Genomic DNA, 14368 nt, shown 5'->3' with positions numbered 1-14368 from the left:
CCGCAGACCAGGCACACCAGCCCCCGCACCCCCGCGCACCCCATTTGCAGTCGGCCGAATCGCGCTCCGATCACCCCTCGGTAAGCTGACGGCATGACAGGACAAGTGCGTACCGTCGACGGCCGCGTGGCCGGCCGGCGTGGGCAGGCGACCCGGCAGAAGCTGCTCGACTGCCTCAGCGAGATGCTCAGCTCCTCCCCGTACCGGGACGTCAAAGTCATCGATGTCGCCCGGAAGGCGGGCACTTCGCCCGCCACCTTCTACCAGTACTTCCCGGACGTCGAGGGCGCCGTCCTGGAGATCGCCGAGCAAATGGCGACCGAGGGAGCCGAGTTGACGGCCCTGGTCGCCGGACGCTCCTGGGCCGGCAAGGCCGGATGGCAGACCGCCCAGGAACTCGTGGACGGGTTCCTGGAGTTCTGGCGCCGCAACGACGCGATCCTCAGGGTCGTCGACCTCGGCGCCGCCGAGGGCGACAAGCGGTTCTACAAACTCCGTATGAAGATCCTCAATTCGGTGAACAACTCGCTCTCGGACGCGGTCGCCGAGCTGCAGTCCAAGGGCAAGGTCGACAAGGACGTGAACCCGGCCGCGATCGCCGGTTCGCTGGTCGCGATGCTCGCCGCGGTGGCGTCCCACCAGAAGGGCTTCCAGTCCTGGGGCGTCAAGCAGGCCGAACTCAAGCCGAACCTCGCGCTGTTGGTCCACCTGGGCGTGACCGGGAAGAAGCCGACGAAGTAGCCCCGAACTCTCTTACCGGTCCCAAGTCCTGTCAGGCAGACGATGGTTCACCCGGGTGGGCCATCGCCTGCCGCACTACCTGCGCACGATCCTGAACAGCCGTATCTCCCGCTCCACCCGCGCCTGGTACGTCGCGTACGGCGGCCAGAGCGCCAGCGCCGCCCGCCAGGCCGCCGCCCGCTCCTCCCCCGCCAGCAGCCGTGCCGTGACCGGGACGTCCTCGCCCCGCCAGCTGACCTCGGCGTCGGGATGGGCGAGCAGGTTGTGGGTCCACGCGGGGTGGCCGGGCCGGCCGAAGTTGGAGCCGATCAGCAGCCAGCCGCGACCGCCATCCTCCGGCACGCACGCGAGCGGGGTACGCCGGGGCAGCCCGCTGCGCGCCCCGGTCGAGGTCAGCACCACGCCCGGCAGCATGCGCGCGCTGAGCAGCACCCTGCCGCGCGTGAGGCGGTGCACCGCGCGGTCCAGCGCGGGGACGACGTGCGGGGCGAGCTTCGCGAAGCCCCGGGTGGAGGAGATCCCGCGCACCACGCGCACCCCGACGCCGGTCACACCGCCACCTCCCGTCGCTCGAAGAGTCGCGCGGTCTCGGCGGCCCGCGCCCGCAGCCGGTGCACCGGGCCGAACAGGAGTTCGTCCCCGGTGGCCCGCTTGAAGTACAGATGGGCGTCGTGCTCCCAGGTGAAGCCGATGCCGCCGTGCAGCTGGATGCCCTCGGCCGCGGCGGTCCGCAGCGCCTCCAGGGCCTGCGCGAGGGCGAGCCCGCCGGCCCGCTCCCCCGTCTCCTGCGACCCCCCGCCCGAAGGGGCGCCCCCCGCCGGCTCGCGGGCGGTCGCCCAGGCCGCGTAGTACGCGGCCGAGCGCGCCGCCTGCACCTGGACGTACACGTCGGCCAGCCGGTGCTGCACCGCCTGGAAGGAGCCGATCGGCCGCCCGAACTGCTCGCGCCGGCCGACGTACTCCACGGTGCGTTCCAGCGCCCGGTCGGCGGCACCGACGGCCTCGCAGGCGAGTACGGCGGCCACACTGTCGCCGACGGCCACGAGGGCCGCGAGAGGGGCCGCGCCCTCGTCACCCTCGCCCATCAACTCGGCATCCACATCGCGCAGTTGGATCCGCGCGAGGGGACGGGTGGCATCCAGCGCGGTCTGCCGCACCCGTACCAGCCCGGACGCGTCACCGGTCACGAGGAACAGCCGCGTGCGCGAGCGGGCGAACCCGCCGGTGTGCGCGGCGACGACGAGGAGTCCGGCGCTGTGGCCGTCGAGGACCTGGTCGGCCTGCCCGTACAGCCGCCAGCGCCCGTCCGCGCGCCGGGCCTGCACCCCGCCCGCCCGGCCGCCCCCGGCCCAGTCGCCGCCGTTCGGCCCGGTCAGTCCCAGGGCGGTGGCCAGGCAGCCGCCCGGCACGGCGAGGGCGGCGGTCAGGGCGCCCGCGGCGATCCGGGGCAGCAGCGCGGCGCGCTGGGCCTCGGTGCCGAGGGCGAGCAGAAGGGGGGCGGCGAGGCCCGCGGTGGCCAGCAGCGGGGAGGGAGCCAGGCAGCGCCCCGTCTCCTCGCAGGCGAGCGCGAGGTCGGTGACCGGGCAGCCGACCCCGCCGTAGCGCTCCGGGAGGGCGAGGCCGGGCAGGCCGAGCCGGGCGGCGAGGGCCGACCACAGGAGCGGGTCGTGCCCGGCGGGGCCGTCGGTCGCGGCCCGCGCCTCCTGCGGTCCGCAGCGTCTGCGCAACAGCTCCCGGAGGGTGCGGCGGATGTCGTCCTGTTCCGCGGTGAGACCGGCGTCCATGGGGCACCCCTTCCAGATCTGACGGCCCGTCATGCTAGGACTCCCGCACGTGAATGCCCAGGGTCACAACGACTGCCGCGCGCACCGAATCTGATATACCGTCAGATCCATGTCCTCACCAGGGTCCCGGAAGGCCGCCGTCGTCGGGGTGGCGCTCTCCTCCTGCGGCCGCGTGGACGACGCGACCCCGTACTCCCTGCACGCCCAGGCGGCCCGCCGCGCCCTCGCCGACGCCGGACTGGACCGCTCGCTCGTCGACGGCTTCGCGTCCGCGGGCACGGGCACCCTGGCCCCCGTGGAGGTCGCCGAGTACCTGGGCCTGCGCCCCACCTGGGTCGACTCCACCTCCGTGGGCGGCTCCACCTGGGAGGTCATGGCGGCCCACGCGGCCGACGCGATCGCCGCGGGCCACGCCGAGGCCGTCCTGCTGGTCTACGGCTCGACCGCCCGCGCCGACATCAAGGCCGGCCGCCGCACCGGCGACCTCTCCTTCGGCGCCCGCGGCCCGCTCCAGTTCGAGGCGCCCTACGGCCACACACTCGTCGCCAAGTACGCCATGGCCGCCCGCCGCCACATGATCGAGCACGGCACGACGATCGAGCAGCTGGCCCAGGTCGCGGTCCAGGCCCGGGCGAACGCCGCCCTGAACCCGGAGGCGCTGTTCCGCGACCCGATCACCGTGGACGACGTCCTGTCCGGCCCGATGATCGCCGACCCGTTCACCAAGCTGCACTGCTGCCTGCGCTCCGACGGCGGGGCGGCGGTGCTGCTCGCCGCCGAGGAGTACGTACGCGACTGCCGGACGGCCCCGGTGTGGATCCTCGGCACCGGGGAGCACGTCTCCCACGCCGCCATGTCGCAGTGGCCCGACTTCACGGTGTCCCCGGCCGCGGTGAGCGGACGGCTCGCCTTCGAGCGGGCGGGCGTGCGGCCGCGGGAGATCGACCTCGCGGAGATCTACGACGCCTTCACCTACATGACGCTGGTGACACTGGAGGACCTCGGCTTCTGCGCCAAGGGCGAGGGCGGGGCGTTCGTGGAGCGGGGGCGGCTGAAGGTGACGGGCGGGGAGCTGCCGGTGAACACGGACGGGGGTGGCCTCTCGGCCCAGCACCCGGGGATGCGAGGGCTGTTCCTGCTGGTGGAGGCGGTGCGGCAGCTGCGCGGCGAGACGGGGGCGCGCCAGGTGCGGCGACGGGACGGAACCCTGCCCGAGCTGGCGGTCGCCTCCGGCACGGGCGGCTGGTTCTGCTCCTCGGGGACGGTGGTGCTGGGCCGGGGCTGAGACGGGGGCACGCTCGCCTGGCCGGGCGGTCGGGCGGCCATGGGGCGGGCGGGCTGCCGGACTGTCACGGCGTCGTGCGGACCGTCGGTGATACTCGGGACAGGTGATACTCGGGACATGGGAACGGATCTTCACGAGCTGCTCAGGTCCCTGCGGGTGTGGGACCCGGCGGCCACCGACCTGCCGCCCCTCGACCCGGACGCCACGCCCGCCGAGCCCCTCGCGCTGTTCACGGCGTGGTTCGCGCAGGTGGTGGCGGCCGGACAGGCCGAACCGCACACGATGTCGCTGGCGACCTCGGATCCGGAGGGCCTCCCGGACGTACGGACCGTGATGCTGCACGGCGCCGACGCGGCCGGCTGGGCGTTCGCGACGCACGCGGACAGCCGCAAGGGCCGCCAGCTCGCCGCCCGCCCGTACGCCGCGCTCGGCTTCTACTGGCCCGTCCAGGGGCGTCAGGTGCGCGTACGCGGCCCGGTCACCGTGGCCCCGCCCGAGGAGGCACGGGTCGATCTGCACGCCCGCTCCACCGGCGCGCTGGCCGCCGCGCTGACCGGACGGCAGAGCGAGGTCCTCGGGTCCACCGAGGAGTTGCGGCGGGCCTCGGAGGACGCCTGGGAGCTGGCCCGCCGTGAACCGGACACCGAGGCCGCGACCTGGACGCTCTACCGGCTGCGGCCGACGGAGGTGGAGTTCTTCCAGGGCGACGAACGGCGACGGCATGTAAGGCTGCGCTACCGGCGGGAGGGCTCGGGCTGGGTCAGGGAACTGCTGTGGCCCTGAGGCCACGGCGTTCCTCGAAGCCGTACGCGGAGAAATCGCGCACCGGTTCGTAGCCGAGCCGCCGGTAGGGGCACTCGCTCGGCCGGTCGGCCGAGGCGTCCACGCCGTCGGCGTACCGCGAGGTGGGACCCCTCACGGCAGGTCCGCCGGCGGGTCGGTCGACAGTCGGGCGTGCAGGTGCGCGTCGCGGAACGCGTCGCGGCGGCCCGCCTCGAACATCTCGCCCCGCAGCGTGCCCTCGTAGCGGAAGCCGCACCGCTCGGCGACCCGGCAGGAGGCGTCGTGGCCCAGGGCGTGGCCGAGCTCCAGCCGGTGCAGGCCGCGGTCGGTGTGGGCCCAGTGGGCGGCCAGGGCGAGGGCGCGGGTGGCCACGCCCCGGCCGCGGGCCTCGGGCAGGACCCAGTAGCCGACCCGGGCGGAGCGGAGGGCCGGGTTGATCACGTTGACGCCGAGGTGCCCCAGTGTCGTACCGCTCGCCGCGTCCGCGATGCGGAAGGACGCGCCGGTGCCGTCGGCCGTGTACTCCTCCCTGGCCCGCAGCGAGGCCCGGGCGCTGTCGAGGTCCGTGACGGGCCTGAGCGGGGTGTTCCAGCGCCGGAACTCCGGGTCGCGGACGCCGCGCAGCCAGGCCGCCGCGTCGGCGTCGGAGTCCGCGCGCCAGCGGCTCAACCGCAGTCCGTGGCCGTCGAGTTCGGGGAAGGGGGTGCCGAGGGGGTGCTCGCTGCTGGGGGCCATGGGGCCATTGAAGCCCGTGGGACGCGATGTCGGCAGTTCCTTTACGGCGCCCGGGAGCGCGGGGCATCGATGGCCGCCGGCGCATCGGGTCCTCCCGAGCGGCCGCGCGGATTCCTGGGCCGCCGGGGTTCAGCAGGGCTTCTGACCGCCGTGGTTCACCAGGGCCTCGGACCGCCGGGACACCCCAGGGCCCCTAGACCGCCAGGGTTCACGAGGGCTTCGGACCGCCGGGCCGGAACACCGGCACCCCGGACCGGAACGTGACCTCCAGCTCCGTCCCCGCCCGAAGGTCGGCCGGCGCGCACTCCACCACCTCGGTCATCATCCGCGGACCCTCGGCCAGGTCGACGACGGCGGCGACGTACGGGGTGCGGCCGCCGAACGGCGGCAGGTCGTTACGGTGGACGACCGACCAGGTGTAGAGCGCGGCCCGGCCGCTCGCCTCCTGCCAGGTCACGTCGTCGCTCCAGCAGTGCGGACAGAACTCGCGGGGGTAGTGGTGGGCCCGCCCGCACGCCCCGCAGCGGCGCAGCAGCAGACGCCGTCGCGCGGCCGCGTCCCAGTAGACGCGGGTGAAGCCGTCCGGCTCGGGGAGGTCGTACCGCGGGGCGCCGCCGCTCACCGGAACCAGCCGAGCGCGTCGTCCAGCGACCATGTCTGCCAGGACATCCCGAACAGGCCCACCACCGAGATGAGTCCCATCATCGAGTTCTGCCCCTGCTCGGCCCAGTCGTGGATCATGAGGACGAAGTAGAGGGTGTTGAGCACCAGTCCGCCGACCAGGGCCACGGGGGTCAGGAAACCCGCGATCAGGCCCAGGCCCAGGGCGAGTTCCGCGTAGACGACGACGTACGCCATCGTGCGCGGCCTGGCGGCGACCACGGTCTCGAAACCGGAACGCACCACGCCCCACCGGTGCTTGGCCGCGACGCCCACCGCCCACGCGATCCCGGTGCCGTGCTCGAACCAGTCCTCGCGGTCCTTGTGCCGCCAACTCTCCAGCCACCACAGGCCGAGCCCGATCCGCAGCACCGCCAGCCACTCCGCCCCGCTGAGCCAGATCGTGTCCATGTCCCCGGACCCACCCTCCCGCCGAGCCGCTCCCGCCCGATCTGACGGTATGTCAGTTCAGCGGACGGCCGGTGCTTTCGCAAGACGTCGGCGTCCCGCGGATCGACGGGCGGTCCAGGCCGCGGCTCGAACTCCGACCCCGGCGAGCTCTTCCGGCTCCCCGCTTCCCGCTCGCCGGTCGCCGCTCCCCGCCGCCCCCGCTCGGCCCCCGACTCGTCCACTTCGTTCACCGCTCCCGCGCGTTGAGTGGTCTACGTCACCCGTCCCACTCGCCGTTCCTCCAGGCGTAATCAATCCGCAATCAATTCCGGTCTTGACCGAGACCCATCAACCCCCTGCGTGATTACGCTCGCGCACATGGCCGACTCCAGCGACTCCACCGACTCCACCCCGCCCGCGCCCACCACGGCGGTCCCCACCGACCGTCCCGTGTACGTCATCGGCGGCGGCCCGGGCGGTCTGGCCGTGGCGTACGCGCTGCGCGCCCGCGGCATCCGCGCCGTGGTCCTGGAGAAGTCCGACCGCGTCGGGGCGTCCTGGCGGCGCCACTACGACCGGCTCCACCTGCACACCACCCGCCGCCTGTCCGCACTGCCGGGCCTGCCGATGCCGCGCCGGTTCGGACGCTGGGTGTCCCGCGACAACGTGGTGCGCTATCTGGAGAAGTACGCCGAGCGCCATGCGCTGGAGATCGTCACCGGAGTCGAGGTCTCCCGCGTCGAGCGCTCGCCCGACGGCACCGGCTGGCTGCTGCACGCCACCGGCGGCCGGGAACTGACCGGCACCGCGGTGGTCGTCGCCACCGGCTTCAACCACACGCCCCGCCTGCCCGAGTGGCCGGGCCGCGAGACGTACACCGGCGAACTGCTGCACGCCGGCGACTACCGCAACGCGCGGCCCTACGCCGGCCGTGACGTCCTCGTCGTCGGGGTCGGCAACACCGGCGCGGAGATCGCCGTGGACCTGGCGGACGGCGGGGCGTCGCGGGTGCGGCTCTCCGTCCGTACGGCCCCGCACATCGTGCGCCGCTCGACGGCCGGCTGGGCCGCGCAGTACACGGGCGTGCTGGTACGGCGCCTGCCGGTCCGGCTCGTCGACCGGCTGGCCCGGCCGATGGCGAAGCTGAGCGTGCCGGATCTGTCGGCCCACGGACTGCCCCGCCCCGACACCGGCCTCTACAGCAGGGTCACCGCGGGGGCGATCCCGGTCCAGGACGTCGGCCTCATCGACGCCGTGCGCAAGGGGCAGGTCGAGGTCGTGGCGGCCGTCGAGGGCTTCGAGGACGACAAGGTCCTCCTCGCCGACGGCAGCCGGATCTCGCCGGACACCGTCGTCGCGGCCACGGGTTACGTCCGCGCCCTCGAAGGCCTGGTCGGCCACCTCGACGTGCTCGACGCCCGTGGCAGACCGGTCGTCCACGGCGCCCGCACCCCGCGCAACGCGCCCGGCCTGTACTTCACCGGCTTCACCAACCCGATCAGCGGCATGTTCCGCGAGCTGGCGATCGACGCGGAGAAGATCGCGAAGGCCGTGGCGTCCGACGGGGCGAACCAGCCGTCCCGCCTCCCGGCCTGACCCGCCCCACCCCACCCCTCGCAGCCGGTCCCCCGCCGACCCACCCCCGTAGCCACCCCAGCGGCCGGCTCCGGGGCCTTCGTGGGTTCTTTGCGTGCAGACCCGTTCCTGACGGAACGTCAGTTCAGTAATCTGACAGTGCGTCAGTTATTGGAGCTGTCACACAGGAGCGGGCGGACCGATGCTTGGATCAACCCACGGCACCCTCACCACCGACTCCCGCCGGGCCCGCGTCCTCGCCTGCGGCGAGCCCCCGGCGCCGGCCGTCCACGGCCGTCCGGCCGACGTGGACGACCTCGACGTCAGCGGCCGTCCGCTGTACGCCGAAGTCCCCGACCTGGACCGGCTCTTCCGGCCCGAGTCCGTCGCCGTGATCGGCGCCTCGGACGCCGAGGGGCGGCCCCAGACCGGTATCACCCGGCAACTGCTCGGCTGGGCGGAGCGGGTGGGAGCCCGGTTCCGCCCCGTCCACCCGACCCGCGCCTCGGTCTTCGGCATCCCCTGCCTGCCGTCCGTCGCCGACCTGCCCGAGCAGGTCGACCTCGCCGTCCTGCTGGTCGCCGATCCGCTGCCCGTGATCGAGGAACTCGGCGAGGCCAAGGCGCGGTTCGCGGTGGCGTTCGCCTCCGGGTTCGCGGAGACCGGTGCGCGCGGCGCGCTCGCCCAGGCCCGGCTGTCGGCCGCCGTCGCCCGCTCCGGGATACGGCTGCTCGGGCCGAACACCAACCTCAACGCCTTCGAGCGGTTCCGCGACGACCTCGACGGACCGGCGATCGCCCTCATCACCCAGTCCGGCCACCAGGGCCGTCCGGTCTTCGCCCTCCAGGAGCTCGGCATCCGGCTCTCCCACTGGGCGCCCACCGGGAACGAGGCCGACCTGGAGACCGCCGACTTCCTCTCCTACTTCGCCGAGCTGCCCGAGGTCGGCGCCATCGCCTGCTACGTCGAGGGGCTGAAGGACGGCCGCTCCTTCCTGCTGGCCGCCGACCGGGCCGCCCGGCGCGGCGTACCGGTCGTCGCGGTCAAGGTGGGCCGCACCGAGACCGGCGCCCGCACCGCCGCCTCCCACACCGGCAAGCTGACCGGCGCGGACGCGGTGGTGGACGCCGCGATGCGGCAGTTCGGCGTGATCCGGGTGGACGGCCTGGACCAGCTCCAGGACACCGCGGCCCTGCTGGCCCGCGCCCGCGCCCCGCTCGCCGACGGGGTCGTCATCTGTTCGATCTCGGGCGGCACGGGCGCGCACGTGGCCGACCTGGCGGCCGGGGCGGGCCTGCGGCTGCCCGTGCTCTCGGACGCCAAACAGGCCGAACTGCACCAGTGGATACCCGAGTACCTGAGCGTGGCCAACCCGGTGGACAACGGCGGCCACCCGGTCGGCGACGAGCGCGGCCGGAAGATCATCGACGCGCTGCTCGACGACCCGGAGGTCGGCGTCCTGATCTGCCCGATCACCGGCCCCTTCCCGCCCCTGAGCGACCGGCTCGTCCGGGACCTGGTGGACGCGGCCGAGCGGACGGACAAGCTGGTGTGCGTGGTGTGGGGGTCGCCGGTGGGCACCGAGCCGGCCTACCGCGAGGTGCTGCTCGGCTCCTCCCGCGTGGCCACCTTCCGCACCGTCGGCAACTGCCTCGCGGCCGTCCGCGCCCACCTCGACCACCACCGCTTCGTCGGCGGCTACCGCTCCCCCTTCGACGAGGCCCCCCGCGCCACCTCCCCCTCCTTCCGCAAGGCACAGGCCCTGATGCGGCCGGGCCGGCAGCTGAGCGAGCACGCGGCGAAACAACTGCTGCGCGCCTACGGCATCCGCGTGCCGCGCGAGCAGCTGGTGACCAGCGCGGCGGCGGCGGTGCGCGCGGCGGGGCTCGTCGGCTACCCCGTGGTGATGAAGGCGTCCGGCGCGCAGATCGCCCACAAGACCGAACTGGGCCTGGTGAAGATCGGCCTGACCTCGGCCAGCCAGGTCCGTGACGCCTACCGCGAGCTGACGGAGATCGCCCGCTACGAGGACGTCTCGCTGGACGGCGTCCTGGTGTGCCAGATGGTCGAGCGGGGCGTCGAGATGGTCGTCGGGGTCACCCACGACGACCTGTTCGGGCCGACCGTGACCGTCGGCCTCGGCGGTGTCCTCGTCGAGGTGCTGCGGGACGCGGCGGTGCGTGTGCCGCCCTTCGGCGAGGACCAGGCCAGGACCATGCTCACCGAACTCCGCGGCCGGGCCCTGCTCGACGGGGTGCGCGGCCGGCCGCCGGCCGATGTCGACGCCCTCGTCGAGGTCGTCCTGCGGGTGCAGCGCCTGGCCCTGGAACTCGGGGACGAGCTCGCCGAACTCGACATCAATCCGCTGATGGTGCTGCCCAGAGGGCAAGGCGCCGTGGCACTGGACGCGTTGGCGGTGTGTCGCTGAGATGGACACGGCCGAGTCGGCGGAGTCCTGGGTCCTGCACACCACCGACCACCAGGTCTCCCGCATCACCCTCAACCGCCCCGAAGCCCTCAACGCCCTCACCCCTGACCAGCGCGAACGCGTCATCCGGCTGCTCTACGAGGCCTCCGGCGACCCGGACGTGCGGGCGGTGGTCATCGCGGGGACGGGCCGCGGCTTCTGCTCGGGCGCGGACCTGCGGGCCGGTCCGCCGGCCGGGGAGCGGGTCGCCGGCGACGTCGCCCGCACGCTGCGCCTCGGCGCCCAGCGGCTGATCGCCGCCGTACTCGACTGCGAGAAACCGGTGATCGCCGCCGTGAACGGCATCGCGGCCGGCCTCGGTGCCCATCTCGCCCTCGCCTGCGACCTCGTGCTGGCCGCGGAGTCCGCCCGGTTCATCGAGGTGTTCGTGCGGCGCGGGCTGGTCCCCGACGGCGGCGGGGCCTATCTGCTGCCCCGGCTGGTCGGCCCCCGGCGGGCCAAGGAGCTGATGTTCTTCGGCGACGCCCTCGCCGCGTCGGACGCCGAGCGCCTGGGCCTGGTCAACCGGGTCGTCCCGGACGCCGAGTTGGACCGGACCGCCCGCGCGTGGGCGGAGCGCCTCGCCGCCGGACCGACCCGCGCCCTCGCCCTCACCAAGCAGCTCGTCGACGCCTCGCTCGACTCCGACCGCGCCACCGCCTTCGCCGCGGAGGCCGCCGCACAGGAGATCAACATGGGGACGGCGGACGCGCGGGAGGGCGTGCGGAGCTTCGTCGAGCGGCGCGCGCCCGAGTTCAGGGGCCGCTGACGCCCGGACGGCCCCGCGTCCGACGCGTCCACCCCTTCCTATCTGACGACCCGTCAGCTTCAATGGGGAACGTGATGGGACACGCAGGGATGGCGGCGGCCGCCGTCCGTTACCTCAGATCGGCCGGAGCGCCGTCGCCGGTGCCCGTCGAGGCGCTGCCGCGCCCCGAACTGCGGTGCGTCGGCGAGGACGAGCGGGCGCCGCTGGACCAGGGCGAGTTCCGGCGGGTGCTGGGGACCTTCGCCACCGGCGTCACCGTCGTGACGGCACCGCCCGCCGACGGCGAACCCGCCCCCGCCGGCTTCGCCTGCCAGTCCTTCTCCTCGCTCTCCCTGGACCCGCCCCTCGTCGCGTTCATGGTCGGCCGTACGTCCACGACCTGGCCGCGCATCGCACGGGCCGGCGTCTTCTGCGTCAACGTCCTGGCCGAACGCCAGGGCGAGCTGTGCCGCGCCTTCGCGGTCAGCGGCGCGGACAAGTTCGCGGGGGTCGGGCACGAACCGGCCCCGGTCTCCGGGGCGCCACGCCTGACCGGGGCCCTCGCCTGGATCGACTGCACCGTCCACGCCGTGCACACCGGCGGCGACCACCTCATCGTGGTGGGACGGGTGGACGCCCTCGGCACCGACGAGGGCGACGGCGCCCCGCTCCTCTTCCACCGGGGGCGCTTCGCGCGGCTGCGCGAGGACCGCTGACGGTCAGGCAGGCAGCACCGGCGCGATCGTCGCCGTCACCGGCCGCCGCCTGATCACCAGCGCCATCAGCGCCGCCGCCGCGCACAGCGCGCCCGACCCGTACCAGACCATGTCGTACGAGCCGAAGGCGTCCCGGACGGCCCCGCCCAGGAAGGCGACGAGCGCGGCGCCGACCTGGTGGGAGGCGAGGACCCAGCCGAAGACGATGGCGCTGTCGTCGCCGTACCGCTCCCGGCACAGCGCCAGGGTGGGCGGCACGGTGGCGACCCAGTCGAGGCCGTAGAAGACGATGAAGAAGATCATCGGGGGGTGCACGCTGGACGCCAGCAGCATCGGCAGGAAGAGCAGCGAGACGCCCCGCAGCGCGTAGTACACGGCCAGCAGGCGGCGCGGTTCGAAGCGGTCGGTGAACCAGCCCGAGGCGACCGTGCCGACCACGTCGAACACGCCGATGACCGCCAGCAGCGAGGCCGCCGCCGTGATGGGCATGCCGTGGTCGTGCGCGGCGGGCACGAAGTGGGTCTGGATCAGGCCGTTGGTCGAGGCGCCGCAGATCGCGAAGGTGCCGGCCAGCAGCCAGAAGGGGCCGGTACGGACCGCCGAGAACAGGACGGTCACGGCCCGGCGGGCGGCACCGGGCACCGGCTCGGGCTTCGGCACGAACTCCGTCGACCCGTACGGCTTCTGGCCCACGTCCGCCGGATGGTCCCGCAGCAGCAGCCAGACGAAGGGGACGACCGCGAGCGCCGCGAGGGCCACCGTGACGGCCGCCGGACGCCAGTCGTGCCGCTCCACGATCCAGGACAGCAGCGGCAGGAAGATCAGCTGGCCGGAGGCCGAGGCCGCGGTGAGGATGCCGGTCACCAGACCCTTGCGCGTGGTGAACCAGCGGTTGGTGACCGTCGCCGCGAACGCCAGCGCCATCGAACCCGACCCGAGGCCCACCAGCAGGCCCCAGCACAGCAGCAGTTGCCAGGCCGCGGTCATCCACACCGTGAGTCCGGAGCCGATCGCTATCACCGTCAGGGCGACCGCGACCACCCGCCGGATGCCGAAGCGGTCCATCAGCGCGGCGGCGAAGGGCGCGGTGAGCCCGTACAGGGCGAGGTTGACGGAGACGGCGGCGCCGACCGTGCCGCGCGACCAGCCGAACTCCTGATGCAGCGGGTCGATGAGCAGTCCGGGCAGGGAGCGGAAGGCCGCCGCGCCGATGATCGTGACGAAGGCGACCGCGGCGACGAACCACGCGCGGTGGATACGGGGCCCGCGGGCGGACGGGGCCTGCGCCCCTACGGCTGCGGCTTCGGTTGTCTGGGTCACGACATAGAGCTTCCGATACCCGAGGATCCGGAACGAGTGGCCCGAAGGACAGTATTCGTTAGGATCGGGCCATGACCCGTGAGAGCGCGTTCCGCCCCCACCGTGTCGTCGTGCTGGCCCTCGACGGGATCCTGCCCTTCGAACTGGGCATCCCGCACCGGATCTTCGGCCGCCCGAAGGACGCCGAGGGACGCCATCTGTACGAGGTCGTCACCTGCTCCGTCCGGCCGCCGGGCCCGGTGCGGACCGACGCCGACTTCGCCGTCCAGATCGCCCACGGCCCGGAGGCCCTGGCCACCGCCGACACGGTCGTCGTCCCGGCGTCGTACGAGCTCGGTCCGGTCTTCGAGAGGGGCGTCCTGACCGACGAACTGGCCGCCGCGCTCGCGCACATCCGGCCCGGCACCCGGCTCGCCTCCATCTGTACCGGCGTGTACGTGCTGGCCGCGGCCGGCCACCTCGACGGCCGCCCGGCGACCACGCACTGGGCCGACGCCGAGCACTTCCAGCGCCTCTTCCCCCGGATCAGGGTCGACGCGGGCGTGCTGTTCATCGACAACGGCGACGTGCTGACCTCGGCGGGCGTCGCGGCCGGGATCGACCTGTGCCTGCACATGGTCCGCCGCGACCACGGCACCGCGGTCGCCAACGAGGTGGCCCGCCGCACCGTCGTCCCCCCGCACCGGGACGGCGGGCAGGCCCAGTACATCGACCGGCCCGTGCCCGACCCGCAGGTGGCCGGCACGACCGCGGCCCGCGCCTGGGCCCTCGGCCGGCTCCACGAGCCGCTCCAGCTGCGCGACATGGCCGCCCAGGAGTCCCTGTCGGTACGCACCTTCACCCGGCGTTTCCGCGAGGAGGTCGGCGTCAGCCCGGGCCAGTGGCTCACCCAGCAGCGCGTCGAACGGGCCCGGCACCTGCTGGAGTCCACCGACCTCTCGGTCGACCAGGTGGCCCGGGACGCGGGCTTCGGCACGGCCCAGTCGATGCGGCAGCACCTCCAGGCGGCGCTCGGGGTCACCCCCACGGCGTACCGGCGCACGTTCCGGGTCGGGAACCGCCCGGCCGGTGCCGGCGCACGCCACGGCGTCGGCGGCGCCCGGCGCTGACCGACGCGCGCCGCGGCTCGTCCCGCCCCCGGGCCCGGTCAGCGGCGGTGCCCGA

The 14368-nt window shown here is 74.1% G+C and carries 15 protein-coding genes; 8 read left to right on the top strand and 7 right to left on the bottom strand.

Translation table 11 applies throughout. The annotated features are described in order from the left end of the window. Positions 1-105: 105 nt before the first annotated feature. On the top strand, positions 106-741 hold the full coding sequence (locus ACWCQK_RS18730; protein WP_451156369.1) for a TetR family transcriptional regulator: 636 nt from the start codon (positions 106-108) through the stop codon (positions 739-741). Positions 742-816: 75 nt separating this feature from the next. Here the strand turns inward: ACWCQK_RS18730 and ACWCQK_RS18725 are convergent, their stop codons facing one another. Continuing rightward, on the bottom strand, positions 817-1293 hold the full coding sequence (locus ACWCQK_RS18725) for a nitroreductase family deazaflavin-dependent oxidoreductase (protein WP_451156259.1): 477 nt from the start codon (positions 1291-1293) through the stop codon (positions 817-819). After that, complete coding sequence (locus ACWCQK_RS18720; RefSeq protein WP_451156258.1) at positions 1290-2525, bottom strand: acyl-CoA dehydrogenase family protein; 1236 nt, start codon at positions 2523-2525, stop codon at positions 1290-1292. Before ACWCQK_RS18720 ends, ACWCQK_RS18725 begins: the two co-directional genes overlap by 4 nt. A 109-nt stretch (positions 2526-2634) precedes the next feature. Between ACWCQK_RS18720 and ACWCQK_RS18715 the strand changes: the two genes are divergently transcribed. Together ACWCQK_RS18715 and ACWCQK_RS18710 are read left to right on the top strand one after the other, a co-directional pair. Continuing rightward, positions 2635-3810 (top strand): thiolase C-terminal domain-containing protein, encoded by a 1176-nt coding sequence (locus ACWCQK_RS18715; protein ID WP_451156257.1) that lies wholly within the window; start codon positions 2635-2637, stop codon positions 3808-3810. Positions 3811-3927: 117 nt separating this feature from the next. After that, entirely contained in the window at positions 3928-4593 is a 666-nt protein-coding gene (locus ACWCQK_RS18710; RefSeq protein ID WP_451156256.1) for a pyridoxine/pyridoxamine 5'-phosphate oxidase, read from the top strand. Here ACWCQK_RS18710 and ACWCQK_RS18705 read toward each other — a convergent pair. The 4 genes from ACWCQK_RS18705 to ACWCQK_RS18690 form a co-directional block, all read right to left on the bottom strand. After that, positions 4571-4729, bottom strand: a complete 159-nt coding sequence (locus ACWCQK_RS18705) for a hypothetical protein (protein ID WP_451156255.1) — start codon at positions 4727-4729, stop codon at positions 4571-4573. The two genes, ACWCQK_RS18710 and ACWCQK_RS18705, sit on opposite strands and share 23 nt — an antisense overlap. Next, the gene (locus ACWCQK_RS18700) at positions 4726-5328 is read right to left on the bottom strand and encodes a GNAT family N-acetyltransferase (RefSeq protein ID WP_451156254.1); all 603 of its coding nucleotides are present in this window, start codon (positions 5326-5328) and stop codon (positions 4726-4728) included. Before ACWCQK_RS18700 ends, ACWCQK_RS18705 begins: the two co-directional genes overlap by 4 nt. Before the next feature lie 208 nt (positions 5329-5536). Continuing rightward, positions 5537-5983: a Zn-ribbon domain-containing OB-fold protein gene (locus ACWCQK_RS18695; RefSeq protein ID WP_451156253.1), complete on the bottom strand. Its 447-nt coding sequence runs from the start codon at positions 5981-5983 to the stop codon at positions 5537-5539. Further along, positions 5947-6399, bottom strand: a complete 453-nt coding sequence (locus tag ACWCQK_RS18690) for a DoxX family protein (protein WP_451156252.1) — start codon at positions 6397-6399, stop codon at positions 5947-5949. The genes ACWCQK_RS18695 and ACWCQK_RS18690 overlap by 37 nt, the downstream gene beginning before the upstream one ends. Before the next feature lie 357 nt (positions 6400-6756). Here ACWCQK_RS18690 and ACWCQK_RS18685 point away from each other — a divergent pair, with 357 nt between their 5' ends. From ACWCQK_RS18685 to ACWCQK_RS18670, 4 genes are all read left to right on the top strand, one after another. Next, positions 6757-7974 (top strand): flavin-containing monooxygenase, encoded by a 1218-nt coding sequence (locus tag ACWCQK_RS18685; RefSeq protein ID WP_451156251.1) that lies wholly within the window; start codon positions 6757-6759, stop codon positions 7972-7974. A gap of 181 nt (positions 7975-8155) precedes the next feature. Continuing rightward, complete coding sequence (locus tag ACWCQK_RS18680) at positions 8156-10381, top strand: acetate--CoA ligase family protein (protein WP_451156250.1); 2226 nt, start codon at positions 8156-8158, stop codon at positions 10379-10381. Between the two features lies 1 nt (position 10382). Continuing rightward, positions 10383-11189, top strand: coding sequence for an enoyl-CoA hydratase/isomerase family protein (locus tag ACWCQK_RS18675; RefSeq protein WP_451156249.1), 807 nt, complete (start codon positions 10383-10385; stop codon positions 11187-11189). 74 nt (positions 11190-11263) lie between these two features. After that, on the top strand, positions 11264-11884 hold the full coding sequence (locus ACWCQK_RS18670; protein WP_451156248.1) for a flavin reductase family protein: 621 nt from the start codon (positions 11264-11266) through the stop codon (positions 11882-11884). Between the two features lie 3 nt (positions 11885-11887). Here the strand turns inward: ACWCQK_RS18670 and ACWCQK_RS18665 are convergent, their stop codons facing one another. Continuing rightward, positions 11888-13204 (bottom strand): MFS transporter, encoded by a 1317-nt coding sequence (locus tag ACWCQK_RS18665; protein WP_451156247.1) that lies wholly within the window; start codon positions 13202-13204, stop codon positions 11888-11890. A gap of 71 nt (positions 13205-13275) precedes the next feature. On the opposite strand from ACWCQK_RS18665, the gene ACWCQK_RS18660 reads away from it, so the two are divergent. Beyond that, on the top strand, positions 13276-14313 hold the full coding sequence (locus ACWCQK_RS18660; RefSeq protein ID WP_451156246.1) for a GlxA family transcriptional regulator: 1038 nt from the start codon (positions 13276-13278) through the stop codon (positions 14311-14313). Positions 14314-14368: the final 55 nt, after the last annotated feature.

This window comes from Streptomyces sp. NPDC002306, assembly GCF_053593435.1.
The sequence above is the reverse complement of the archived record's forward strand: the minus strand, read 5'-3'. Positions and strand labels throughout refer to the sequence as shown.

Coding starts and splice junctions, on each gene's coding strand:
- ACWCQK_RS18720 (WP_451156258.1), bottom strand. CDS start 2,525: ATGGACGCCGGTCTCACCGCGGAACAGGACGACATCCGCCGCACCCTC.
- ACWCQK_RS18715 (WP_451156257.1), top strand. CDS start 2,635: ATGTCCTCACCAGGGTCCCGGAAGGCCGCCGTCGTCGGGGTGGCGCTC.
- ACWCQK_RS18710 (WP_451156256.1), top strand. CDS start 3,928: ATGGGAACGGATCTTCACGAGCTGCTCAGGTCCCTGCGGGTGTGGGAC.
- ACWCQK_RS18700 (WP_451156254.1), bottom strand. CDS start 5,328: ATGGCCCCCAGCAGCGAGCACCCCCTCGGCACCCCCTTCCCCGAACTC.
- ACWCQK_RS18695 (WP_451156253.1), bottom strand. CDS start 5,983: ATGGTCGCTGGACGACGCGCTCGGCTGGTTCCGGTGAGCGGCGGCGCC.
- ACWCQK_RS18690 (WP_451156252.1), bottom strand. CDS start 6,399: ATGGACACGATCTGGCTCAGCGGGGCGGAGTGGCTGGCGGTGCTGCGG.
- ACWCQK_RS18685 (WP_451156251.1), top strand. CDS start 6,757: ATGGCCGACTCCAGCGACTCCACCGACTCCACCCCGCCCGCGCCCACC.
- ACWCQK_RS18680 (WP_451156250.1), top strand. CDS start 8,156: ATGCTTGGATCAACCCACGGCACCCTCACCACCGACTCCCGCCGGGCC.
- ACWCQK_RS18675 (WP_451156249.1), top strand. CDS start 10,383: ATGGACACGGCCGAGTCGGCGGAGTCCTGGGTCCTGCACACCACCGAC.
- ACWCQK_RS18670 (WP_451156248.1), top strand. CDS start 11,264: ATGGGACACGCAGGGATGGCGGCGGCCGCCGTCCGTTACCTCAGATCG.
- ACWCQK_RS18660 (WP_451156246.1), top strand. CDS start 13,276: ATGACCCGTGAGAGCGCGTTCCGCCCCCACCGTGTCGTCGTGCTGGCC.